The following is a 19196-nucleotide window of genomic DNA, read 5'->3' as shown; positions in this document are numbered from 1 at the left end:
CACTATTTCTCGTTTTTGAGAATGTCATTACGGGATACGAGGATCTCGTCAATAATGCCGAAGTCCTTAGCTTGTTCCGCACCCATGAAGTAATCACGTTCTGTGTGTTCGACAACAGTCTCAATCGGTTTTCCTGAATGATGAGCAAGAATACCGTTCAAGGAATCTTTTAACCGCAAGATTTCTTTGGCATGGATATCAATATCCGTAGCCTGCCCCTGAATTCCGCCAAGTGGCTGATGAATCATGATACGGCTGTGCGGCAAAGAATAACGTTTGCCTTCAGCACCGGCAGCGAGCAGCAATGCACCCATGCTTGCAGCTTGACCCATGCACAATGTCGCAACAGGTGCGGAAATGTACTGCATGGTATCATAGATTGCCATCCCGGCAGTTACAGAACCACCAGGAGAGTTGATGTACATATAAATTTCTTTTTCAGGATTCTCTGATTCCAGGAACAGAAGCTGAGCACAAATCAAAGAAGCGATCTGATCATCAATTGGAGTTCCAAGAAGAATAATCCGGTCTTTAAGCAAACGGGAGTAGATATCGTAGGCACGTTCAGACCGACCGGTGGTTTCAATAACAATAGGCACTGCCATAACGCACTCCTAACAGTGGTAAAAAAGTATGTGTTGTAGGTATGGAAAAGGAAAGGGCAGCGAAAGCACGTACTAAAATATAACAGGTACGTACCACCCGTCCAAACAAACGGACTTATAGCAACCTAGCAGAAGTTGACCCAACTGCTCAAGGAGCAAAGAGACTCAATTTGTGATAACTTACAATATAAAGCAAAAAAAACGGGGCTAGCATAGATGCCGCCCCGCTTATATTGTCCAGACTGAAGAAAGAGAAAAAAGAACTTAGTCTTCTTTTTCTTCTTCTTTCTTTGGCTCAACTTCAGTAACGTTCGCTTTTTCGTAGATTGCGTCCATAGCTTTGTCAGCGAGGAGACGGTCACGAAGGCTGAAGAGAAGGTTGTTTTTAGAGTAGTAATCTTTAACTACGTGGAATTCCTGACCAGCGCGCATTGCGATCTGGTGAAGCTGCATATCAACTTCCTGATCAGTTACTTCTACGCCTTCTTTCTTCGCTACTGCGATAAGGAAAACCTGAGTTTTTGCAATCTCTTCTGCTTCTGGACGAACTTCTTCACGGAGTTCTTCAGGAGTTTTACCAAGAGATTCAATTGATTTACCCTGACGCTCGAGGCGTTCGATGCGTTCCTGAATAAGGCTGTCTACGTGACCAGTCACCATAGTTTCCGGAAGTGGGAAATCTACAGTTTTCAGGAGGGAATCAAGCATGGTTTTCTGAGCCTGAGATTTGTTCAGCTGCAGACGACTGCTTTTGTAGGATTCTACAACAGCTTCACGCATTTTTTCAACAGAATCAAAGCCGCCAGCTTTTTTAGCGAGTTCGTCGTCGAGTTCAGGGAGTTTTTTCTCCTGAATAGCGTGTACAGTCACTTTCATAGTCACAGTTTTGCCTGCGAACTCAGGGTTGATGAAGTCTTCAGGGAAGGTAACTTCACCTTCACCGGACTCACCAACAGTGATTGTTTTTACGAGTGCTTCGAAATCTTCAAGAGCCTGCTTGTCACCAAGAGTCATCTGGAAGTTTTCAGCGGATACACCTTCAAGAGGCTCACCATCTTCGTAAGCAGCAAAGTCGATTACAGCAATTTCACCGTCTTTAGCAGCGCGGGTTTCCGCGATAACTACGTTTTCAGCCATGTTGCCACGGATGCGGTCGATAACTTCATCAACTTCTTTGTCGTCTACTACTACTTTTTCTTCTTCAACTTCGATACCTTCGTAGTTTGGAAGATCAAAAGCAGGCATTACTTCGAAGGAGATTGAGTAGGTGAACTCTTCGTCACGAACGAGCTCGCCACCATCGAAGTCGATACGGGATACAGGAGAAAATTCGCCTTCACCGATAACTTCGTTGATGTGTACGTTAACGAGGTCCTGAGTTGCTTCAGAGTAAACTTCTTTCTTAAAGCGACCTTCAATTACGCTGGAAGGTACTTTACCTTTACGGAAACCTTTGAGGTCTACGTTGGTACGGTACATTGCGATTGTTGCAGCAAGTGCAGCATTAACCTCGTCCGCAGGAACAGTAATATTAATCTGTTTCTTAACCGGAGACAGATCTTCTACTTTATATTCCATGGCACACGCTCCTTCTTGTCCAGTGGAAAATTAGAAAAATTCTCCGGCCATCAACACTGTTAAGTACCGGATAGAAATATATGGTGCGAAAGGAGAGACTCGAACTCTCACGGGATTAACCGCCAGATCCTAAATCTGGTGCGTCTACCAATTCCGCCACTCTCGCATTCATTCATATGTATGACATTTACCGAAACAAGAAGTTGTCTGTTCTTGTTTGCTTGGTTGGTAACATGTCGAAGGCGCAGACATTTACCATTGCTGCGCACAGAGTTCAAGCATTAAAATGCGTTTATTTGCATTTCTTGTGAAAAAAAGCTCTAAGTAGATGAAGGTACTTACAAACCTCATGCAGAACATTTTTTAGCGAATAAGTAATGTTCCGCAATCTGAACCACTTTTTAACACACTGCCTATAACCGAGGCCATCTCACCTCTTTCAGAAAGATAGGTTACAGCCTCATCGACACGTGCTTCCGGCACAGCTAGAACCAACCCGCCGGAAGTCTGAGCGTCAAATATAAGATCAACCAGCAAAGAGTCAACACCCTCAGCAACTTCTGTTGCATTTTTACAGTGGTGCTTATTTGCATGGCTTCCTTCTGGAACTAACCCCATACTTGCCAACTCAAGCGCCTTATCAAGCACGGGAACGGCCTTGGAGTCAATAGCAACCAGTGCTTTTGATGCCTGAGCCATCTCTAAGACATGGCCGCCTAGCCCAAATCCGGTAACATCGGTCGCTGCTTTCAGACCCATTTCCCGAATTAATTCGCCACCAATGTTATTCAGCTTGGCAGCCCATTGGTAAAGTTGCTCTTCCATCTCATCGCAACCATCCCAACTGGCTTTAACGCCCGTTGCCAAGACACCGGTACCTACTGGTTTGGTCAAAATCAGCACATCACCCGCAGCGAGTCCCGCATTAGATGTATACGCATCCGGCTCAACATAGCCTGTTACAGAAAGTCCGTATTTGATTTCTGCATCTTCTACGCTATGACCGCCCGCCAGTACAGCACCTGATTCAACAATTTTATCGTATCCCCCGCGAATAATTTCACTCAGCATATCCTTCGACATACTTTTCACTGGAAAACAAACGATATTCATAGCACACCATGGAGTCCCCCCCATCGCGTAAACATCTGATAAGGAGTTCGCAGCAGCTATCTGACCAAATCGATATGGGTCATTAACTATTGGTGTAAAGAAATCAAGAGTCTGCACGATGGCCTTTCCCGCTGGGAAAGACAAAATTGCTGCATCCTCATTATTCGTAGTTCCGGTGAGCACTCTGCCCTGCTCACTTTCAGCATTACGGGGCAAAGACTGCAAAATCTCCTCCAGGTCCCCTGGAGCAATTTTAGCTGCTCAACCGGCAGCTTTAACAGTATCCACCATCTTTACAGTTGGCTTAGTCATTACCTATACCTGCTTCTCCCCGCATAGCGCGGGTTTCGTCCTTTAAGAATTGAATAAAACTATGAATCGCCGGAAAATAGTGACGACGGTTATGATATACACAAAAGAATTGTCGTTTAAGTTTCATATTTGAAACTGGAAGAATTACAAGATCGCCACGTTCCACTTCTGCCAAAACAGCAAGTCGCGATGTAATTGAAAGCCCCATTCCTGCTTTGACAAACTGGATGACGGCATTCGTAGACTCTACCTGAACAACAGAAGGCAACGCCCGAATATCAACATTATGTTCCGCAAGTGCATTCGCGAAAGCCTTTCGTGTTCCAGAACCACGTTCTCGCATAACCCAGCTATGATCTTCTAAAGACTCAGCCGACAATGGCTGGTTTGGTGATGCATATTCGGGTGAAGCAATTACAACAAGCTCATCATCTACAATCGGAATAAATGTCAATTCAGGATCGTTTTCATAGGCTCCAACAACACCGACTGAAAGATTCCCTTCTGAAAGCATTTGAATAACGGCTTCAGAATCTGCAACCTTAAGTGAAACATCCACATTGGTGTTCTTGAGCATATATTTAGCCATAACACGGGGCAATAAATAATGCGCAGGAATAGTACTCCCACCAATGACTATTTCGCCTGCAATCTCATCATGCAACTGAGCTATCTCAGCCTTGGCGGCATCAATCGATGCAAAAGCCTTTTTTGCATATTTATACAGAATAGTGCCCGCTTCTGTGGGCAAAACAATACGTCCCATACGATCAAGAAGCGGGACGTTTAACTCAGACTCAAGAGCTGAAACATGTGCGCTTATTGTAGGTTGTGATAAGAAAAGATCTTTTCCTGCACGGGAAAAACTCTGTAACTCATAGACCTTACAAAACGCTTCTAACTTTCTGTAATCAATCATTTCTATTGAATACATCGAAAAACAAAATACTGCAACAGACACAAAAAAAGGCCGTTGCAAAAGCAACGGCCTTAATATGCATAGTACGATTCAGTTCGCGCTGATTATTCAGCTGCGGTAGCAGCTTCAACAGCCTGCTTAACTGCTTCGTCTTTCTGTTCCTTGCTCATAGGAGCTGCGGATTCAGATTCTTCTGCACCGGGCTTGCGGATAAGTTCAATAACAGCCATAGGTGCGTTATCGCCCTTACGTGGAGTAGAGAGCTTGATAACACGTGTGTAGCCGCCTGGTACACCTTCGAAAAGCGGTCCGATTTCATCGAACAGAACCTTAACGAGCTGGTGAGAACCAAGAACTTTGTAAGCCTGACGGCGAGCATGAAGATCGTTGCGTTTAGCAAGAGTAATCAGGGGCTCAACAACGCCACGCAGGCTTTTAGCTTTAACCACGGTGGTGCGAAGGGAGTAATGAGTCAACAGAGCCGTTGCCATGTTACGGAACATAGCCTTGCGATGTGCAGGGGTTCTGCTGAATTTCTTTCCAGATTTTCTATGCCTCATTTTGCTGCTTCCTCTTCAACCAATCCTGGTATTTCTTCTCAAAGCCATCAACCTGCATGCCAAAATCAAGTTCCATTTCGCCCAGTACTCGACGAATTTCGTCAAGAGACTTACGGCCAAAGTTCTTGGTTTTGAGCATTTCAGATTCAGTGCGCTGTACAAGTTCACCAACTAAAGCAACGTTTGCACTCTTGAGGCAGTTAGTAGCACGAACGGAAAGTTCGAGCTCGTCAATGCCTTTGAAGAGGTTTTCGTTCAGGCCGCTGTCAGCAGAAGCCTGTTCGTTTTCTTCTTCAGAGATACGTTCGTCGAAGTTAATGAATACAGAGATCTGTTCTTTAATGATCTTCGCACTGTAGGCAATGGCATCCTCAGGTGAAACTGAACCATCAGTCCAAACCTCGAGGATGAGCTTGTCATAGTTGGTCATCTGGCCGACACGGGCCTGCTCAACAGTATAGGCTACCTTGCGAACTGGAGAAAAACTTGCGTCAAGCTTGATAAGACCAATCTCATCGCTAAGTCCTTCATGCATGTCAGCTGGCACGTAGCCTTTACCCATTCTGATTTCGAGTTCGAAAGTTACTTCTTTGTCCTCGGTCAGAGTGAACAACGGCTGATCCGGATTAAGAACCATCACGTGCTGGTTGCCCTGAATGGCTTCGGCAGTTACAGCGCCCTGCTTGTTCACGGTGAACTCAATACGTTGAGGCTCTTCCGTATCCATAGCAAAACGTACTGACTTAAGGTTCAGTACAATGTCGGTAACATCTTCAAGTACACCCTCAATGGTAGTGAACTCATGATGTACGCCGGACATTTTCACTGCAACAGCGGCAGCGCCCTGAAGGGATGCGAGCAATACACGACGCAACGAGTTGCCAATGGTATTGCCGTATCCGCGTTCGAGAGGTTCGCATACAAACTTACCGTACTGGGTGTTGCCTTCGCCGATACGCGCAATGGTGTCCGGTTTAACCAACTCAGACCAGTTGCGAGTATTAATAGTTCTGTCGCCTTGTTTGATGAGCATGCTTTAAACCCGCTTATTTGGAGTAGAGCTCGACAATCAGCTGTTCGTTGATTGGGAACTGAATGTCTTCGCGCTGAGGCAGAGCCTTAACGGAACCCTTGAAGTTAGGGGCGTCAACTTCCAGCCAATTTGGACAACCGCGACGAGCGATAACTTCCTGAGCTTCCGCCAGAACTGGATCTTTACGATGTTTTTCTACAACAACGATCTCGTCGCCAACTTTCACCTGCATAGAAGGAATGTTTGCCTGACGGTTGTTGAGTGTAAATACGCCGTGACGAACCATCTGACGAGCCTGCTGACGTGAGTTAGCGTAGCCCAGACGGTATACCACGTTATCAAGGCGACGTTCGAGAAGAGCGAGGAGGTTTTCACCAGTAACGCCTTTCTGCATGTCAGCCTTTTTAAAGTAGCTGCGGAACTGCTTTTCGAGAATGCCGTACATACGACGAACTTTCTGCTTTTCGCGCAGCATAACTGCGTAATCGCTTACTTTCTTGCGAGCACGACCAGCCTGTCCAGGTGCGTATGGACGACGGTCAAATGCGCATTTATCAGTGTAACAGCGATCGCCTTTCAGGAATAACTTTGAACCTTCGCGTCGACAAATGCGACACTTAGCACCATTATATTTAGCCAAAACAATCTCCTCTTGTATTAGACGCGACGTCTCTTAGGTGGACGGCAGCCATTGTGAGGGATCGGGGTTACGTCACGAATGAACGCAACCTTGAATCCAGCAGCGTTGATAGCACGCATGGCGGCTTCGCGACCGGTACCTGGACCTTTGACGTAGATACCGACAGTACGCATTCCGTTTTCCTGTGCTTTTTTAGCTGCAGTATCAGCTGCAACCTGAGCAGCAAACGGAGTAGACTTACGGGAACCTTTAAAGCCGGACTGGCCTGCGGATGCCCAACTTACTGCGTTACCACGGGTGTCGGTAAAGGTAATAATGGTATTGTTGAAGGTAGCCTGGATATGGGCGATCCCTACGGGAATATTCTTTCTTTCTTTTTTCTTGCCCGTACGCTTGGGTCTAGCCATAACTATACTCTCTCAACTAGATTAATTGATAGATGGGGTTGGGAACCTCATACGAGCTTAGTATGACTAAGCCGTGATACGCCGGGTCTAAGGAGTTGCATCATATGAAAGCATCCTTAGCTCGGGAGAGATTCCACGCCTGATCCTACATGAGGATGGACTTACTTCTTCTTCTTACCAACAACAGCGCGACGTGGACCTTTACGGGTACGTGCGTTGGTCTTAGTACGCTGACCGCTCACAGGAAGACCGCGACGGTGACGCAGACCACGGTAACAACCGGAGTCCATAAGACGTTTGATGTTGGAAGAAACTTCGCGGCGGAGGTCGCCCTCTACCTTGTAGTCCTGCTCAATAACTTTACGGATCTCGTTAACTTCTTCAGCAGTCACGTCGTCAATGTTGCGTGTCCAGTCAACACCTACGGTGTCGAGGATCTGGAGAGCTGTATAACGACCAATGCCGAAGATGTAGGTAAGAGCGATATCAGCGCGCTTGCCTCTTGGGAGATCTACACCTGCAATTCGAGCCACAATTTACTCCTGGTATGCTTAGCCCTGACGCTGTTTATGTCGGGGATTTTCGCAAATGACTCTCAGGATGCCCTTGCGCCGGATAACCTTGCACTTAGAGCACATTTTCTTAACTGAAGGCCTGACTTTCATCTTTGACTCCATAGTCTGGATCTTCTGACACAACAAAAACTGAGCTTTAACAAGCCCAGAACTGAGGTCAGTAACACCAAGTTCCACAAGTAGTCAACACAAATAACAAGTATTGACTCAATTAATCAGACAAACTCAGAATAACTGGGCCGCCTGATGTAATAGCAATAGAATGCTCAAAATGAGCAGAAAGCTTTCTGTCCTTAGTTACAGCAGTCCATTTGTCGTCGAGAATATCAACTTCATATGAACCTTCAGTAACCATTGGCTCAATGGCAATAACCATTCCTGCTTTCAGTGGGAGTCCCGCATTACCCTGCGGAACAAAGTTCGGGACTTCCGGTTTTTCGTGAAGCTTACGGCCAACACCATGCCCCACAAATCGACGGACGATACCGAATCCATGAGATTCAGCATGTTCCTGAACTGCTCTGGAAACATCATTAAGATTATTTCCAGGACGTGCTTGCTCGATGCCCTTCATGAGAGATTCACGAGTTACATCGATAAGCTTTTGTGCTTTTTCCGAAACAGTACCTACCGCAAAAGTCCTGGCGTTGTCACCATAAAAACCTTCGTAGAGTACACCAACATCAAAAGAAACGATGTCGCCCTCTTTAAGCTCCCGATCAGATGGGAAACCGTGAACGATTTCTTCGTTAACGGAGCAACATAAAGAATATGGGAAACCATAGAGACCAAGAAATGCTGGCTTAACATTGAACTGTTTGCACAAGTTCATTGTCAGTTCATGGAAAAAGATAGTCTTAACGCCTGGGCGAACATGTTCACCCAGGACGTCAAGAATGATAGCACCAATTCGATTGGCCTCCCGAAGGAGGCCAATTTCTTTCTCATTTTTTAAAAAAACACCGCGGTATTTTTTCACTTCTACTTTCTACCTTTTTTGGACTTACTCATAAGCCCTTCATATTGGCGAGAGATCATGTGAGACTCTACCTGTGACATGAAGTCCATTGCTACCCCAACGATAATCAGAAGACTTGTTCCACCAAAGTAGAACGGTACGTTGAGTTTTGCAATGAGAAGCATCGGAAGAACACAGATAGCTGCGATGTAAAAGGCACCCCAGAGAGTGATTCTGGAAAGAACCTTATCAATGTATTCTTTTGTTTTTACACCCGGACGAATACCGGGAATAAATCCACCTGAATTCTTCAAGTTTTCAGCAATGTCTTTTGGATCGAAAACAATTGCTGTGTAGAAGAAACAGAAGAACAGAATGAGAGCGATGAAAATGATGTTATATATAATTGTCTGCGGAGCGAACCATGCTGAGAACTGCTGAATCCATTCTACATCAGGTGCGAATGTACCGATTGTAGCCGGGAACATAAGCAGTGAAGAAGCAAAAATTGGAGGAATAACACCAGCTGTGTTAATTCGCAGTGGAAGGTGTGTTGTCTGACCGCCGACCATTTTCCTACCCATTTGACGCTTAGCATAATGAATAGGGATACGGCGCTGACCACGCTCCATGAAGACAATAAATGCCAGTACGGCAGCCATGATGGCAAGGATGAGAATACCAACAAAAATGCTGAGTTCACCCGCGCCAACGAGGTTAAAGGATCTAAGCAGGGCACCCGGAAGACCAGCAATAATACCGGCAAAGATGATTAAGGAAATTCCGTTCCCAACACCTTTTTCAGTAATTTGCTCGCCAATCCACATAATCAAAACGGTACCTGCGGTAAGCGTGATGATAGTGGTGAGTCGGAAAGCCCATCCGGCTGTAAGTACAACTGGTGCGCCAATTGGACTGGTCATACTTTCCAGACCAACAGCAATACCCAGACCCTGGATAATAGTAATGAGAACAGTACCATATCGAGTGTACTGGGTAATCTTCTGGCGACCAGAAGCCCCCTCCTCTTTTGCCATACGCTTAAGATCAGGTGAAACTACCTGCAAAAGCTGCACGATAATAGAGGCAGAAATATAGGGCATGATGCCGAGGGCGAAAATCGACAGATTTCGAAGTCCGCCCCCGGAAAACATGTCAAACAGGCCGAACAGGGTGTTTTGAACGCTGGCAAAGAAATCAGACAACGCTGCCGTGTCAACACCTGGAACAGGTACATGAATACCGATACGGTATACAGCGAGTAAGAAGAAGGTCCACAACAATTTCTTTTTCAGTTCTGGCTGTTTCGCCAGATTATCAACACCACTGAGCGCCACGTTTTACCTACCCTTCAAGCGCCTTGGCTTCGCCGCCGGCGTTTTGGATTTTTTCAAGTGCAGAAGCAGTGAACTTGTGAGCTTCAATTGTCAGCGCAGCAGTCATTTCGCCGCGACCGAGAATTTTAACAGCTGCACCGTTCTTAGCAAGACCGCGTGCGTAGATGTCCTCGAGGGAGATAGATTTCTGACCCTCAAATGCTTCAACAAGGCGATCAAGATTGATCACGTCGTATTCTGCTTTAAACTTAGCGTTGGAGAAACCACGCTTAGGCAGACGACGAGCCAGAGGCATCTGGCCACCTTCGAAACCTGGACGAACGCCGCCGCCAGAGCGAGCATTCTGACCTTTATGACCTTTTGCTGCAGTCTTACCCCAGCCTGAGCCGGAGCCACGACCGATACGACGACGCTGCTTGCGTTCCTCTTTAAATGGGAAAAGTTCGTGAAGTTGCATTACTCCGTAACCTCCACCATATGAGAAACTTTAGCAATCATACCGCGCACTGCAGCATTGTCCTTAAACTGTTTTTCCTGACGGATCTTTTTCAGGCCCAGAGCGTCCAATACAGCACGCTGTTTAGGGAGAGAGCCGATCCGGCTACGTACAAGTTTAACCTTGATCATGGCTATACCTACTTCCTAGGAGCTTCGAGCTTCTTACCACGCAATGAACCAACATAGTCAGCACTGCGCAGGGATGTCAGACCAGCCATGGTTGCACGGAGTACGTTATGTGGGTTGTTGGTACCGATAGCTTTTGCAAGAATATCAGTTACACCAACAGCTTCCATAATAGCACGTACCGGGCCACCGGCAATGATACCAGTACCTTTTGAAGCAGGCTTCAAAAGTACACGACCAGCGCCGAATCGTCCTAATACCTCATAAGGCAAGGTACCGTCAACCAATGAGATCTGAACCATGTCTCTTTTTGCACGCTCAGAGGCTTTACGCAAAGCTTCAGGAACTTCCTGTGCTTTACCGAGGCCGAAACCTACATTGCCCTGACCGTCGCCAACAACAACCAATGCGGAGAAGCTGAAACGGCGTCCGCCCTTTACAACTTTCGCAACGCGGTTGAGATAGACAATCTTTTCAATCAAACCGAGTTCGTTTTGTTCCATGACTATACCTATACCTGTTAAAATTTCAGGCCTGCTTCACGAGCTGCATCAGCAATTGCCTGGATGCGGCCATGATAGATGTAGCCGTTACGGTCGAACACTACGCGCTCGATTTTCTGTTCCTTAGCAAGGCGAGCGATTTCTGTGCCAACCTTGGCTGCAGAAGCCTTGTTGGATTTAAGAGCTTCGCCGTCTTTGCTAAGAGTCAGCGTGGATGCTGCTGCAATGGTTGCACCTTTGCAGTCGTCCACGAGCTGAGCGTAGATATGCAGGTTAGACCTGAAGACAACGAGACGCGGACATTCAGCAGTGCCTGAAATCTTTTTCCGGATGCGAACTTTACGACGCAGCCTTTTTTCGTTCTTGGACTTCATCTGTCTACACCTGCCTATTTACCTGCAGATTTACCGGCTTTGCGGCGGATCTGCTCATTATCGTATTTAATGCCCTTGCCTTTGTAAGGTTCTGGCGGACGTACACGACGAACGGTAGCTGCAAACTCACCTACGAGCTGCTTATCGATGCCGCTAATTGTCAGCTTGTTACCCTCTGCTTTAGCCTCGAGACCTTCCGGAAGAGGCATAACAACAGGATGGGAGAACCCAACTGCAAGTTCAACATTTTTTCCCTTTACCGCAACTTTGTAACCAACACCGTTAACTTCGAGAGTTTTGGAGAAGCCTTTGCTTACACCTTCGATGCAGTTAGCAACGAGAGTACGACGCAGGCCGTGCTGTGCACGTGCTACGCGGGACTCATCTTTGCGGGTAATTACTACGTTGCCGTCAGCAATTTCGTAATTGAGGGTAGCTTCCACAGGAGTAGAAATACTGCCCTTAGGGCCCTTTACATTAATAGCTTCGCCAGCAATTTTCACTTCAACGCCGGAAGGAATTGCTACTGGCTGCTTACCAATACGTGACATGACTGCACCCGCTACCAGATTTCGCAGAGGATTTCGCCGCCAGCATTAGCTTCTTTGGCAGCGTTTCCTTCTAGTACACCACGGGAAGTGGACAGGATACAAATACCGAGACCGTTCTGAACGGACGGTACATCCTGAGCACCAACGTAAACACGACGTCCTGGCTTAGAGATACGTTTAAGGCCAGCGATTACAGCTTTACCTTTAACGTATTTCAAAGTGATCTTGATTTCACGATCTTCAACAGTGTAGTCGTTTACGTATCCCTCAGCCTTGAGGATGGAGGCAATGGATTCCTTCATCTTCGAGCGCGGCACACTCACTTCCTTATGAAGGGCCAAGTGCGCGTTGCGGACACGTGTAAGCATGTCAGCAATAGGATCAGTCAGCATCTAAAACTCCTTGTGACTTACCAGCTCGATTTACGAACGCCTGGGAGCTCACCGCGCAGAGACATCTGGCGGAAGCAGATACGGCAAATGCCGAAGCGACGCATGAATGCGCGCGGGCGTCCACAAATAGGACAACGATTGTATGCACGCGCGCTAAACTTAGGTTTGCGCGCAGCTTTTACTTCAAGAGACTTACGAGACATCTTTGGTTCTCCTTACTTCTTGAAAGGCATTCCGAGCTGATCAAGCAGGAATTTGCCTTCTTTGTCAGAGGAAGCGGTAGTAACGATGGTGATGTTCATACCAAAGGCATTGTCAACACGGTCAGCTTCCATTTCAGGGAAGATGGTGTGTTCTTTGATACCGAGAGTAAAGTTACCACGACCATCAAAACCACGATCAGGGATACCGCGGAAGTCACGTACACGAGGCAGTGCAAAGTTAACGAGCTTATCGAGGAAATCCCACATTACTGCACCGCGAAGAGTTACACGGCAGCCGATAGGCATGCCTTCACGCAGTTTAAATGCAGCGATAGACTTCTTAGCACGAGTAACAACGGCCTTCTGACCGGCAATGGCGGTAAGTGCAACAACAGCATCTTCGAGGATTTTGTTGTTTGTGCTTGCTTCACCAAGGCCGATATTGAGGGAGATCTTTTCCAGCCCGGGAACCTGCATAGGTCCTTTGTACTGGAACTCTTTCTGCAAGGCCGGCACCACGTTTTCATTATAGATCTTATTCAGACGGGTCATCGTCTTTCACCCTACCCAAGGATTTCGTTACACTTCTTGCAGAAGCGCACTTTTTTACCGTCTTCGGTACGGCGGTAACCTACACGAGTAGGCTCAGCACATGCACCGCAGAGAACCATAACGTTAGAAACGTGAATTGGCATCTCTTTTTCGACGATTCCACCAGGCTGCTGTGCATATGGGTTCGCCTTAGTGTGGCGTTTAACCATATTAGCACCTTCGACAATTACGCGATCTTTCTTACGAAGGATCTTGGTAACTTTGCCGATTTTGCCTTTGTCCTTACCGGAGGTTACCATGACCTTGTCGTCTTTATGGATACGATACTGTTTCATGGTTACTCCTACAATACCTCAGGTGCGAGAGATACAATCTTCATGTAGCCTTTACCGCGGAGTTCGCGAGCTACTGGACCGAAGATACGTGTACCTACAGGTTCGCCCTGTTTGTTCAGCACAACTGCTGCGTTGGTGTCGAACTTGATGTAAGTGCCGTCAACGCGACGAATTTCTTTCTTCGTGCGCACAACAACAGCTTTCATCACGTCACCTTTTTTCACCTTAGAATGAGGCATAGCCTCTTTCACGGATACTACGATGATGTCGCCTACAGAAGCGTAACGGCGTTTAGAACCGCCGAGAACTTTAATACAAGCAACTTTTTTGGCACCGGAGTTGTCCGCTACTTCAAGAGTAGATTCTACCTGAATCATAGCAAACCCCTAAACGGCTTTTTCCAAAACAGAAACGAGATGCCAGCGTTTGTTGCGACTGAGTGGACGGAACTCGATGATTTTTACTTTATCACCCATTTTGCATTCGTTGTTAGGGTCGTGAGCAGTAAACTTCTTACGACGACGAATGTACTTCTTGAGAAGTGGGTGTTTCACGAGTGTCTCAACGCGAACAACAATAGTTTTGTCGTTCTTGTCACTCACAACAGTACCAACGAGCGCGCGACCCTTCCGCTGTTCAATAGCTTCGGACATTTTACGCTCCCTTTTCCTTCAAAATGGTCAAAATACGTGCAATAGCACGTTTTGTAGCAGGAATACCGGAAGTGTTATCAAGCTGTGCAGTTGCATGCTTGAAACGCAAGTCAAAAAGTTCCTTGCGTGCTTCTTCCAGCTTAGTGTTGAGTTCTTCAACGCTAAGTTTTTTAAGTTCTGCGGCTTTCATTCTAGAGCCCCTCCTTAACCACGATAGTAGTCTTGATAGGGAGCTTGTAAGATGCACGTTTCAGCGCTTCTTTAGCAAGCTCGATATCAACACCCTTGATTTCGTACAAGATACGACCAGGCTTAACAGGTGCGTACCAACCACATGGTGCGCCCTTACCTTTACCCTGACGAACTTCAAGAGGCTTAGAGGTTTTCACGTGATCCGGGAAAATGCGGATCCAAACTTTACCACCGCGTCGAATGTGACGGATCATCGCAATACGAGCAGATTCAATCTGCTGGTTGGAGATCTTGCCATGTTCGAGCGCTTTCAAACCGATGTCACCGAAAGCAATGGTATTACCGCGAGTGGCTTTGCCTTTAAGGCGGCCAGTCTGCTGCTTACGGAATTTAGTCTTTCTAGGCTGAAGCATTACTGCCCTACCTCACTGTCAAGGATTTCGCCTTTGTAGATCCAGACTTTAACACCGATGATACCGTAAGTGGTAGAAGCTTCTGCAAAACCGTAATCGATATCAGCGCGGAGAGTCTGAAGCGGAACCTGACCTTCGCGGTACCATTCGGTACGTGCGATTTCAGCGCCTGCCAGACGGCCAGCACAAGACACTTTGATACCTTCTGCACCAAACTTGCGAGCCATGGAAACAGTGCGTTTCATAGCGCGGCGGAAAGCAACACGGCGTTCCAGCTGCATAGCAATGTTTTCAGCTACAAGCTGTGCATTGGTTTCAGGGCGACGGATTTCGTTAACTTCGATGGAGAATTCACGCTGGAATTTACCACGAAGATCAGCACGAAGCTTTTCGATTTCTACGCCCTTACGGCCGATGACAATACCCGGACGTGCTGTGCTAAGGATAAGACGAACTTTTCCGCCAGCGCGTTCGATTTCAATGTCAGCAATACCTGCATGATACAGGGCCTTTTTTACGTACTTACGAATTTTGCTATCTTCGAAGACAAAGGCAGGATATTCTTTTTTGCTGAACCAGCGAGATCTCCAGTTCTTGTTAAAACCAAGACGGAAACCATATGGATGTACTTTTTGTCCCATAACTGTATCCTAACTTTCTTCGAGAATGACAGTGATGTGGCTGGTACGCTTCAGGATGCGAGTTGCGCGACCCTGTGCACGAGGCATAAAGCGTTTCCAGGTTGGACCCTCGTTGACGATAACCTGTTTCACCACGAGAGCATCCACATCAGAGCCAGGCACCTGTTCGGCGTTGGCGATTGCAGAGTGCAGCACTTTGTAAATAACGGCTGCACCTTTGTTCGGGGTGAACTTCAGGATATTTACAGCGTCTTCTACTGGCAGACCCACGATGTTTTTAGCAACAAGACGGGTTTTGCGTGTAGATACGCGTACGAACTTGGCGGTAGCTTGAGCTTGCATATTACTTCACCTGCCCTAGCGTTTAGCCTTGCTCTTTTTGTCGGCAGCATGGCCGTAGTAAGTGCGGGTCGGGGAGAATTCACCGAATTTGTGACCAACCATGTTCTCGGTCACGAATACAGGGATGAATTTCTTACCATTATGAACCGCAAAGGTAAGGCCTACCATTTCAGGAAGAATCATGGAACGACGGGACCAAGTCTTGATCACGCGGCGATCGCCACTTTCCTGAGCCTTCTCAACTTTTCGGAGAAGATGGTCGTCGACAAAAGGACCTTTTTTAAGAGACCTAGGCATTTTCTACTCCTACTTCTGACCGCGACGCTTAACGATAAGCTTATTGGAAGCTTTCTTCTTGTCGCGAGTCTTGTAGCCTTTGGTAGGTACGCCCCATGGGGTAACCGGATGGCGACCACCAGAGCTGCGACCTTCACCACCACCGAGTGGGTGATCGATAGGGTTCATTGCAACACCACGAACTTTCGGACGGTTACCGAGCCAGCGGTTACGGCCAGCTTTACCGATGCGAATTTTTTCGTGAGTTACGTTACCAACCTGACCAACAGTTGCGATACAGGTTAACAGAACCTTGCGAACTTCACCGGAAGGCATGCGCAACAGTGCGTATTTACCTTCTTTAGCAACGAGCTGTGCATATGCACCAGCAGCACGGCAGAACTGTCCGCCACGGCCAGGAGCAAGCTCGATGTTGTGAATGATGGTACCAACCGGAATCTTGCTCATTGGAAGAGCGTTACCAGGTTTGATGTCTGCAGTTTCACCTGCGATGATAACATCACCCTGTTTTACGCCAACTGGAGCAATGATGTAACGCTTCTCGCCGTCTGCGTAGTGCAGAAGTGCGATACGAGCGGAACGGTTAGGGTCGTATTCGATGTGTGCAATAGTTGCAGGGATATCGAACTTGTTACGTTTAAAATCGATGATACGGTAAAGACGCTTGTGTCCACCGCCACGACGACGCTGAGTAATACGACCGTAGTTGTTGCGACCTGCTTTTTTGGACAGGCCTTCAGTCAAAGACTTCTCTGGGGTGCTACGAGTGATTTCCTCGAAAAGGGAAATAGTCTGGGAGCGACGACCCGGAGAAGTAGGCTTAAGCTTACGAACAGCCATTGCTTACACTCCCTCGAAGAATTCGATTTTTTCGCCTGCGGCCAGAGTCACGTACGCTTTTTTGAAGCCAGAAGTCTGACCGACAGTACGGCCATGACGCACTTTAGGCTGTGGGCGACGTTTCACTACGTTAACACCTGCAACTTTTACGTTGTAGGCTTCTTCTACAGCCTTCTTGATCTCAATTTTGTTAGCAGATGGTGCTACAAAAAAAGTAACCTGCTGAGCTTCTTCTTTGAGGAAGGTAGCTTTTTCTGAGACAAGCGGCTTGATGAGGATCTTAGTATAATTCATGTGACCCTACCTCTACTTCAGTCGTTCCTGAACGGATTCAACTGCGCCTTCGAGCAGAACAAGCTGCTTATGACGGAGCACGTCGTATACGTTCAGCTGCTCAACAGACTGTACAGTGATACCTGGAAGGTTACGTGCGGAGAGAACGAGCTTTTCATCGAGGTCTTTCGCTACGATGAGTGCTTTGTTCAGACCGAGTGCTTCAGTAACACCAGCCATGAGCTTAGTCTTTACTTCAGGCAGTTCGATGCTATTAACAACCATGAGATTCTCACCAGCAAGGCGGGAAGACAGAGCCATTTTAATAGCAAGGCGACGAACCTTTTTATTTACCTTAAACCCATAGTCGCGGGGCTGAGGACCAAAAGTCACAGCACCACCACGCCAGATTGGGGAACGGGAAGAACCAGCACGAGCGCGGCCAGTACCTTTCTGACGCCAAGGTTTAGCGCCACCGCCACGAACATCGGAGCGGCCCTTAACTGCGTGGGTGCCTGCACGCTTAGCTGCACGCTGAGCGCGTACAACAAGGTTCAGGATCTCGGGTTTTACCTCGACCTCGAACACTTCAGGAGCCAAGGTGATTTCACCAGCTTCTGCTTTGTTCTGATCGTATAATTTTACAACAGCCACTGTAGTACCCCTTTACTGCTTACGTACCAGTACGAGGCCGTTCTTAGGACCAGGTACTGCACCCTTAACCAGGATGAGGTTCTCATCGGCGCGAACAGCGACGACTTCGAGGTTAGATGTGGTCTGGCGAACGTTACCCATGTGACCAGGCATTTTTTTGCCTTTGAACACTTTACCTGGGAATGTTGCGTGACCAATGGAGCCTGGGGAACGGTGCACTTTTTCGTGACCGTGGGATGCAGGCATACCAGCGAAGTTCCAGCGCTTCATTACGCCCTGGAAGCCTTTACCAATTGTAGTGCCGGTCACACGAACTTTTTCACCTGCAGCAAACATGTCTGCAGAAAGATCCTGACCAACTTCCAGTTCTGGTGCTTCCTCGAGACGAATTTCGCAAGTATTGCGGAACAGACCACGACCAGCTTTTTCAAAGTGACCGCGCATTGCTTTGGTTACGTGCTTTTCTTTAGCTTCACCGAAAGCAATCTGTACTGCATTATATCCGTCAGTAGCCGCATCTTTTTTCTGGATTACTGGGCATGGACCAGCTTCGATAACAGTAACTGCAACAGCAGAACCATCGTTAGCGAAAATACGGGTCATGCCAACTTTGCGGCCCAAGATTCCTAATTTCTCAGTCATGATTACCTCTCGCTAGAGTTTAATCTCAACGTCCACGCCAGCAGGTAGACTGAGCTTTCCGAGAGCGTCAACGGTCTGTTGAGTCGGCTCAAGGATATCCATAAGACGCTTGTGGATGCGCATTTCGAACTGCTCGCGAGACTTTTTGTCTACGTGTACAGAACGGTTGACCGTGAACTTGTGAATGTTTGTTGGGAGTGGGATTGGACCAGCAACCCCTGCACCCGTGTTGCGCGCCGTATCAACGATCTCAGCCACAGCCTTATCAAGGATGCGGTAATCGTAAGCTTTAAGCTTAATTCTGATACGATCACTGCTAACAGTTGTCATAGTTTATTACTCCATATTAGGGATACGAGACCCTTACCTGTGATCATTCCGTGAGGGGAATGATCCAAACTGCAATAAGCAGAAATTTCCTCACGACGGTACAAGATGAAATCTCTGTAAAGTAACGGCTGAACAGATGCATCTTGTCCTAGTAACGACAGAGGACAGGTGAACTCGTTATGAGTCCGAAATTTGTTATTCGTAAATAATGGAGAAAAGAAGAGAGGGATTGTGATGAGTGACAAGCCAGCCTAGCCTGACAACATCAAAAGACCTCTACTCCACTATTTGCGAAGAACGCCCAAATGTCGTCAGCCTAGCCTGAGTATGATTGATAGATACAATATA

Annotated in this window: 33 protein-coding genes and 1 tRNA gene; all 34 read right to left on the bottom strand. The window is 47.2% G+C overall.

The window, feature by feature from the left end; all coding sequences use genetic code 11:
- Window positions 1-2: 2 nt before the first annotated feature.
- Window positions 3-605 carry an ATP-dependent Clp endopeptidase proteolytic subunit ClpP gene (gene clpP / locus QZY95_RS14015; RefSeq protein WP_290924604.1) on the bottom strand — a complete coding sequence of 201 codons (603 nt, stop codon included), beginning with the start codon at window positions 603-605 and terminating at the stop codon, window positions 3-5.
- 264 nt (window positions 606-869) lie between these two features.
- On the bottom strand, window positions 870-2183 hold the full coding sequence (gene tig, locus QZY95_RS14010) for a trigger factor (RefSeq protein WP_290924602.1): 1314 nt from the start codon (window positions 2181-2183) through the stop codon (window positions 870-872).
- Window positions 2184-2264: 81 nt separating this feature from the next.
- Window positions 2265-2349, bottom strand: a tRNA-Leu gene (locus QZY95_RS14005).
- A 197-nt stretch (window positions 2350-2546) separates the two neighbouring features.
- Window positions 2547-3608 (bottom strand): selenide, water dikinase SelD, encoded by a 1062-nt coding sequence (gene selD / locus QZY95_RS14000; protein WP_290924600.1) that lies wholly within the window; start codon window positions 3606-3608, stop codon window positions 2547-2549.
- Complete coding sequence (locus QZY95_RS13995) at window positions 3601-4542, bottom strand: selenium metabolism-associated LysR family transcriptional regulator (RefSeq protein ID WP_290924598.1); 942 nt, start codon at window positions 4540-4542, stop codon at window positions 3601-3603. The genes selD and QZY95_RS13995 overlap by 8 nt, the downstream gene beginning before the upstream one ends.
- Before the next feature lie 89 nt (window positions 4543-4631).
- On the bottom strand, window positions 4632-5087 hold the full coding sequence (gene rplQ, locus QZY95_RS13990; RefSeq protein ID WP_290924596.1) for a 50S ribosomal protein L17: 456 nt from the start codon (window positions 5085-5087) through the stop codon (window positions 4632-4634).
- Complete coding sequence (locus tag QZY95_RS13985; protein ID WP_290924594.1) at window positions 5077-6120, bottom strand: DNA-directed RNA polymerase subunit alpha; 1044 nt, start codon at window positions 6118-6120, stop codon at window positions 5077-5079. The genes rplQ and QZY95_RS13985 overlap by 11 nt, the downstream gene beginning before the upstream one ends.
- 13 nt (window positions 6121-6133) lie before the next feature.
- Window positions 6134-6760, bottom strand: coding sequence for a 30S ribosomal protein S4 (rpsD, locus tag QZY95_RS13980; protein ID WP_290924592.1), 627 nt, complete (start codon window positions 6758-6760; stop codon window positions 6134-6136).
- 17 nt (window positions 6761-6777) lie between these two features.
- Window positions 6778-7167 carry a 30S ribosomal protein S11 gene (rpsK, locus tag QZY95_RS13975; RefSeq protein WP_020001442.1) on the bottom strand — a complete coding sequence of 130 codons (390 nt, stop codon included), beginning with the start codon at window positions 7165-7167 and terminating at the stop codon, window positions 6778-6780.
- Between the two features lie 161 nt (window positions 7168-7328).
- Window positions 7329-7700 (bottom strand): 30S ribosomal protein S13, encoded by a 372-nt coding sequence (gene rpsM / locus QZY95_RS13970; protein WP_290924590.1) that lies wholly within the window; start codon window positions 7698-7700, stop codon window positions 7329-7331.
- A gap of 18 nt (window positions 7701-7718) precedes the next feature.
- Window positions 7719-7832 carry a 50S ribosomal protein L36 gene (gene rpmJ / locus QZY95_RS13965; RefSeq protein ID WP_020001440.1) on the bottom strand — a complete coding sequence of 38 codons (114 nt, stop codon included), beginning with the start codon at window positions 7830-7832 and terminating at the stop codon, window positions 7719-7721.
- 121 nt (window positions 7833-7953) lie between these two features.
- On the bottom strand, window positions 7954-8721 hold the full coding sequence (gene map, locus QZY95_RS13960; protein WP_290924588.1) for a type I methionyl aminopeptidase: 768 nt from the start codon (window positions 8719-8721) through the stop codon (window positions 7954-7956).
- 2 nt (window positions 8722-8723) lie between these two features.
- Entirely contained in the window at window positions 8724-10037 is a 1314-nt protein-coding gene (gene secY, locus QZY95_RS13955) for a preprotein translocase subunit SecY (RefSeq protein ID WP_290924586.1), read from the bottom strand.
- A gap of 7 nt (window positions 10038-10044) precedes the next feature.
- A complete protein-coding gene (gene rplO, locus QZY95_RS13950) occupies window positions 10045-10494 on the bottom strand; it encodes a 50S ribosomal protein L15 (protein ID WP_290924584.1) in 450 nt (149 codons plus the stop codon).
- Window positions 10494-10664 carry a 50S ribosomal protein L30 gene (gene rpmD, locus QZY95_RS13945; protein WP_020001436.1) on the bottom strand — a complete coding sequence of 57 codons (171 nt, stop codon included), beginning with the start codon at window positions 10662-10664 and terminating at the stop codon, window positions 10494-10496. The genes rplO and rpmD overlap by 1 nt, the downstream gene beginning before the upstream one ends.
- Window positions 10665-10672: 8 nt before the next feature.
- The gene (rpsE, locus tag QZY95_RS13940) at window positions 10673-11164 is read right to left on the bottom strand and encodes a 30S ribosomal protein S5 (protein WP_020001435.1); all 492 of its coding nucleotides are present in this window, start codon (window positions 11162-11164) and stop codon (window positions 10673-10675) included.
- Between the two features lie 17 nt (window positions 11165-11181).
- Window positions 11182-11538, bottom strand: coding sequence for a 50S ribosomal protein L18 (gene rplR, locus QZY95_RS13935; RefSeq protein ID WP_290924581.1), 357 nt, complete (start codon window positions 11536-11538; stop codon window positions 11182-11184).
- A 14-nt stretch (window positions 11539-11552) separates the two neighbouring features.
- The gene (rplF, locus tag QZY95_RS13930) at window positions 11553-12089 is read right to left on the bottom strand and encodes a 50S ribosomal protein L6 (RefSeq protein ID WP_290924579.1); all 537 of its coding nucleotides are present in this window, start codon (window positions 12087-12089) and stop codon (window positions 11553-11555) included.
- A gap of 11 nt (window positions 12090-12100) precedes the next feature.
- Entirely contained in the window at window positions 12101-12481 is a 381-nt protein-coding gene (gene rpsH, locus QZY95_RS13925; protein WP_074215182.1) for a 30S ribosomal protein S8, read from the bottom strand.
- Between the two features lie 17 nt (window positions 12482-12498).
- A complete protein-coding gene (locus QZY95_RS13920) occupies window positions 12499-12684 on the bottom strand; it encodes a type Z 30S ribosomal protein S14 (protein ID WP_020001431.1) in 186 nt (61 codons plus the stop codon).
- A gap of 12 nt (window positions 12685-12696) precedes the next feature.
- The gene (rplE, locus tag QZY95_RS13915; RefSeq protein ID WP_160716063.1) at window positions 12697-13236 is read right to left on the bottom strand and encodes a 50S ribosomal protein L5; all 540 of its coding nucleotides are present in this window, start codon (window positions 13234-13236) and stop codon (window positions 12697-12699) included.
- Window positions 13237-13247: 11 nt separating this feature from the next.
- Window positions 13248-13571 carry a 50S ribosomal protein L24 gene (rplX, locus tag QZY95_RS13910; protein ID WP_290924572.1) on the bottom strand — a complete coding sequence of 108 codons (324 nt, stop codon included), beginning with the start codon at window positions 13569-13571 and terminating at the stop codon, window positions 13248-13250.
- Window positions 13572-13579: 8 nt separating this feature from the next.
- Window positions 13580-13948: a 50S ribosomal protein L14 gene (gene rplN, locus QZY95_RS13905; RefSeq protein ID WP_066851506.1), complete on the bottom strand. Its 369-nt coding sequence runs from the start codon at window positions 13946-13948 to the stop codon at window positions 13580-13582.
- Between the two features lie 9 nt (window positions 13949-13957).
- Entirely contained in the window at window positions 13958-14224 is a 267-nt protein-coding gene (gene rpsQ, locus QZY95_RS13900; RefSeq protein WP_290924569.1) for a 30S ribosomal protein S17, read from the bottom strand.
- Between the two features lies 1 nt (window position 14225).
- Entirely contained in the window at window positions 14226-14414 is a 189-nt protein-coding gene (gene rpmC, locus QZY95_RS13895) for a 50S ribosomal protein L29 (RefSeq protein ID WP_020001426.1), read from the bottom strand.
- A gap of 1 nt (window position 14415) precedes the next feature.
- The gene (gene rplP / locus QZY95_RS13890) at window positions 14416-14829 is read right to left on the bottom strand and encodes a 50S ribosomal protein L16 (protein WP_290924566.1); all 414 of its coding nucleotides are present in this window, start codon (window positions 14827-14829) and stop codon (window positions 14416-14418) included.
- Window positions 14829-15470, bottom strand: coding sequence for a 30S ribosomal protein S3 (gene rpsC, locus QZY95_RS13885; RefSeq protein ID WP_020001424.1), 642 nt, complete (start codon window positions 15468-15470; stop codon window positions 14829-14831). Before rpsC ends, rplP begins: the two co-directional genes overlap by 1 nt.
- Before the next feature lie 9 nt (window positions 15471-15479).
- On the bottom strand, window positions 15480-15812 hold the full coding sequence (gene rplV / locus QZY95_RS13880) for a 50S ribosomal protein L22 (RefSeq protein WP_290924563.1): 333 nt from the start codon (window positions 15810-15812) through the stop codon (window positions 15480-15482).
- 15 nt (window positions 15813-15827) lie between these two features.
- Window positions 15828-16109, bottom strand: a complete 282-nt coding sequence (rpsS, locus tag QZY95_RS13875) for a 30S ribosomal protein S19 (protein ID WP_020001422.1) — start codon at window positions 16107-16109, stop codon at window positions 15828-15830.
- Between the two features lie 9 nt (window positions 16110-16118).
- Window positions 16119-16949 carry a 50S ribosomal protein L2 gene (gene rplB / locus QZY95_RS13870; RefSeq protein WP_066851495.1) on the bottom strand — a complete coding sequence of 277 codons (831 nt, stop codon included), beginning with the start codon at window positions 16947-16949 and terminating at the stop codon, window positions 16119-16121.
- Window positions 16950-16952: 3 nt separating this feature from the next.
- Window positions 16953-17243 (bottom strand): 50S ribosomal protein L23, encoded by a 291-nt coding sequence (gene rplW, locus QZY95_RS13865; RefSeq protein WP_290924559.1) that lies wholly within the window; start codon window positions 17241-17243, stop codon window positions 16953-16955.
- Between the two features lie 12 nt (window positions 17244-17255).
- On the bottom strand, window positions 17256-17876 hold the full coding sequence (rplD, locus tag QZY95_RS13860; RefSeq protein WP_290924557.1) for a 50S ribosomal protein L4: 621 nt from the start codon (window positions 17874-17876) through the stop codon (window positions 17256-17258).
- Between the two features lie 12 nt (window positions 17877-17888).
- Window positions 17889-18518 (bottom strand): 50S ribosomal protein L3, encoded by a 630-nt coding sequence (gene rplC, locus QZY95_RS13855; RefSeq protein WP_290924555.1) that lies wholly within the window; start codon window positions 18516-18518, stop codon window positions 17889-17891.
- A 12-nt stretch (window positions 18519-18530) separates the two neighbouring features.
- Window positions 18531-18848: a 30S ribosomal protein S10 gene (gene rpsJ / locus QZY95_RS13850; RefSeq protein WP_010938597.1), complete on the bottom strand. Its 318-nt coding sequence runs from the start codon at window positions 18846-18848 to the stop codon at window positions 18531-18533.
- Window positions 18849-19196: the final 348 nt, after the last annotated feature.

It is taken from the genome of Halodesulfovibrio sp. (assembly GCF_015482765.1).
Taxonomy (GTDB): Bacteria; Desulfobacterota; Desulfovibrionia; order Desulfovibrionales; family Desulfovibrionaceae; genus Halodesulfovibrio.
The sequence above is the reverse complement of the archived record's forward strand: the minus strand, read 5'-3'. Positions and strand labels throughout refer to the sequence as shown.

What these genes read in the sequence shown, in the direction of transcription:
- clpP (WP_290924604.1), bottom strand. Translation starts at nt 605, where the DNA reads ATGGCAGTGCCTATTGTTATTGAAACCACCGGTCGGTCTGAACGTGCC.
- tig (WP_290924602.1), bottom strand. Translation starts at nt 2,183, where the DNA reads ATGGAATATAAAGTAGAAGATCTGTCTCCGGTTAAGAAACAGATTAAT.
- QZY95_RS13995 (WP_290924598.1), bottom strand. Translation starts at nt 4,542, where the DNA reads ATGTATTCAATAGAAATGATTGATTACAGAAAGTTAGAAGCGTTTTGT.
- rplQ (WP_290924596.1), bottom strand. Translation starts at nt 5,087, where the DNA reads ATGAGGCATAGAAAATCTGGAAAGAAATTCAGCAGAACCCCTGCACAT.
- QZY95_RS13985 (WP_290924594.1), bottom strand. Translation starts at nt 6,120, where the DNA reads ATGCTCATCAAACAAGGCGACAGAACTATTAATACTCGCAACTGGTCT.
- rpsK (WP_020001442.1), bottom strand. Translation starts at nt 7,167, where the DNA reads ATGGCTAGACCCAAGCGTACGGGCAAGAAAAAAGAAAGAAAGAATATT.
- rpmJ (WP_020001440.1), bottom strand. Translation starts at nt 7,832, where the DNA reads ATGAAAGTCAGGCCTTCAGTTAAGAAAATGTGCTCTAAGTGCAAGGTT.
- rplO (WP_290924584.1), bottom strand. Translation starts at nt 10,494, where the DNA reads ATGCAACTTCACGAACTTTTCCCATTTAAAGAGGAACGCAAGCAGCGT.
- rpmD (WP_020001436.1), bottom strand. Translation starts at nt 10,664, where the DNA reads ATGATCAAGGTTAAACTTGTACGTAGCCGGATCGGCTCTCTCCCTAAA.
- rpsE (WP_020001435.1), bottom strand. Translation starts at nt 11,164, where the DNA reads ATGGAACAAAACGAACTCGGTTTGATTGAAAAGATTGTCTATCTCAAC.
- rplR (WP_290924581.1), bottom strand. Translation starts at nt 11,538, where the DNA reads ATGAAGTCCAAGAACGAAAAAAGGCTGCGTCGTAAAGTTCGCATCCGG.
- rplF (WP_290924579.1), bottom strand. Translation starts at nt 12,089, where the DNA reads ATGTCACGTATTGGTAAGCAGCCAGTAGCAATTCCTTCCGGCGTTGAA.
- rpsH (WP_074215182.1), bottom strand. Translation starts at nt 12,481, where the DNA reads ATGCTGACTGATCCTATTGCTGACATGCTTACACGTGTCCGCAACGCG.
- QZY95_RS13920 (WP_020001431.1), bottom strand. Translation starts at nt 12,684, where the DNA reads ATGTCTCGTAAGTCTCTTGAAGTAAAAGCTGCGCGCAAACCTAAGTTT.
- rplE (WP_160716063.1), bottom strand. Translation starts at nt 13,236, where the DNA reads ATGACCCGTCTGAATAAGATCTATAATGAAAACGTGGTGCCGGCCTTG.
- rplX (WP_290924572.1), bottom strand. Translation starts at nt 13,571, where the DNA reads ATGAAACAGTATCGTATCCATAAAGACGACAAGGTCATGGTAACCTCC.
- rplN (WP_066851506.1), bottom strand. Translation starts at nt 13,948, where the DNA reads ATGATTCAGGTAGAATCTACTCTTGAAGTAGCGGACAACTCCGGTGCC.
- rpsQ (WP_290924569.1), bottom strand. Translation starts at nt 14,224, where the DNA reads ATGTCCGAAGCTATTGAACAGCGGAAGGGTCGCGCGCTCGTTGGTACT.
- rpmC (WP_020001426.1), bottom strand. Translation starts at nt 14,414, where the DNA reads ATGAAAGCCGCAGAACTTAAAAAACTTAGCGTTGAAGAACTCAACACT.
- rplP (WP_290924566.1), bottom strand. Translation starts at nt 14,829, where the DNA reads ATGCTTCAGCCTAGAAAGACTAAATTCCGTAAGCAGCAGACTGGCCGC.
- rpsC (WP_020001424.1), bottom strand. Translation starts at nt 15,470, where the DNA reads ATGGGACAAAAAGTACATCCATATGGTTTCCGTCTTGGTTTTAACAAG.
- rplV (WP_290924563.1), bottom strand. Translation starts at nt 15,812, where the DNA reads ATGCAAGCTCAAGCTACCGCCAAGTTCGTACGCGTATCTACACGCAAA.
- rpsS (WP_020001422.1), bottom strand. Translation starts at nt 16,109, where the DNA reads ATGCCTAGGTCTCTTAAAAAAGGTCCTTTTGTCGACGACCATCTTCTC.
- rplB (WP_066851495.1), bottom strand. Translation starts at nt 16,949, where the DNA reads ATGGCTGTTCGTAAGCTTAAGCCTACTTCTCCGGGTCGTCGCTCCCAG.
- rplW (WP_290924559.1), bottom strand. Translation starts at nt 17,243, where the DNA reads ATGAATTATACTAAGATCCTCATCAAGCCGCTTGTCTCAGAAAAAGCT.
- rplC (WP_290924555.1), bottom strand. Translation starts at nt 18,518, where the DNA reads ATGACTGAGAAATTAGGAATCTTGGGCCGCAAAGTTGGCATGACCCGT.
- rpsJ (WP_010938597.1), bottom strand. Translation starts at nt 18,848, where the DNA reads ATGACAACTGTTAGCAGTGATCGTATCAGAATTAAGCTTAAAGCTTAC.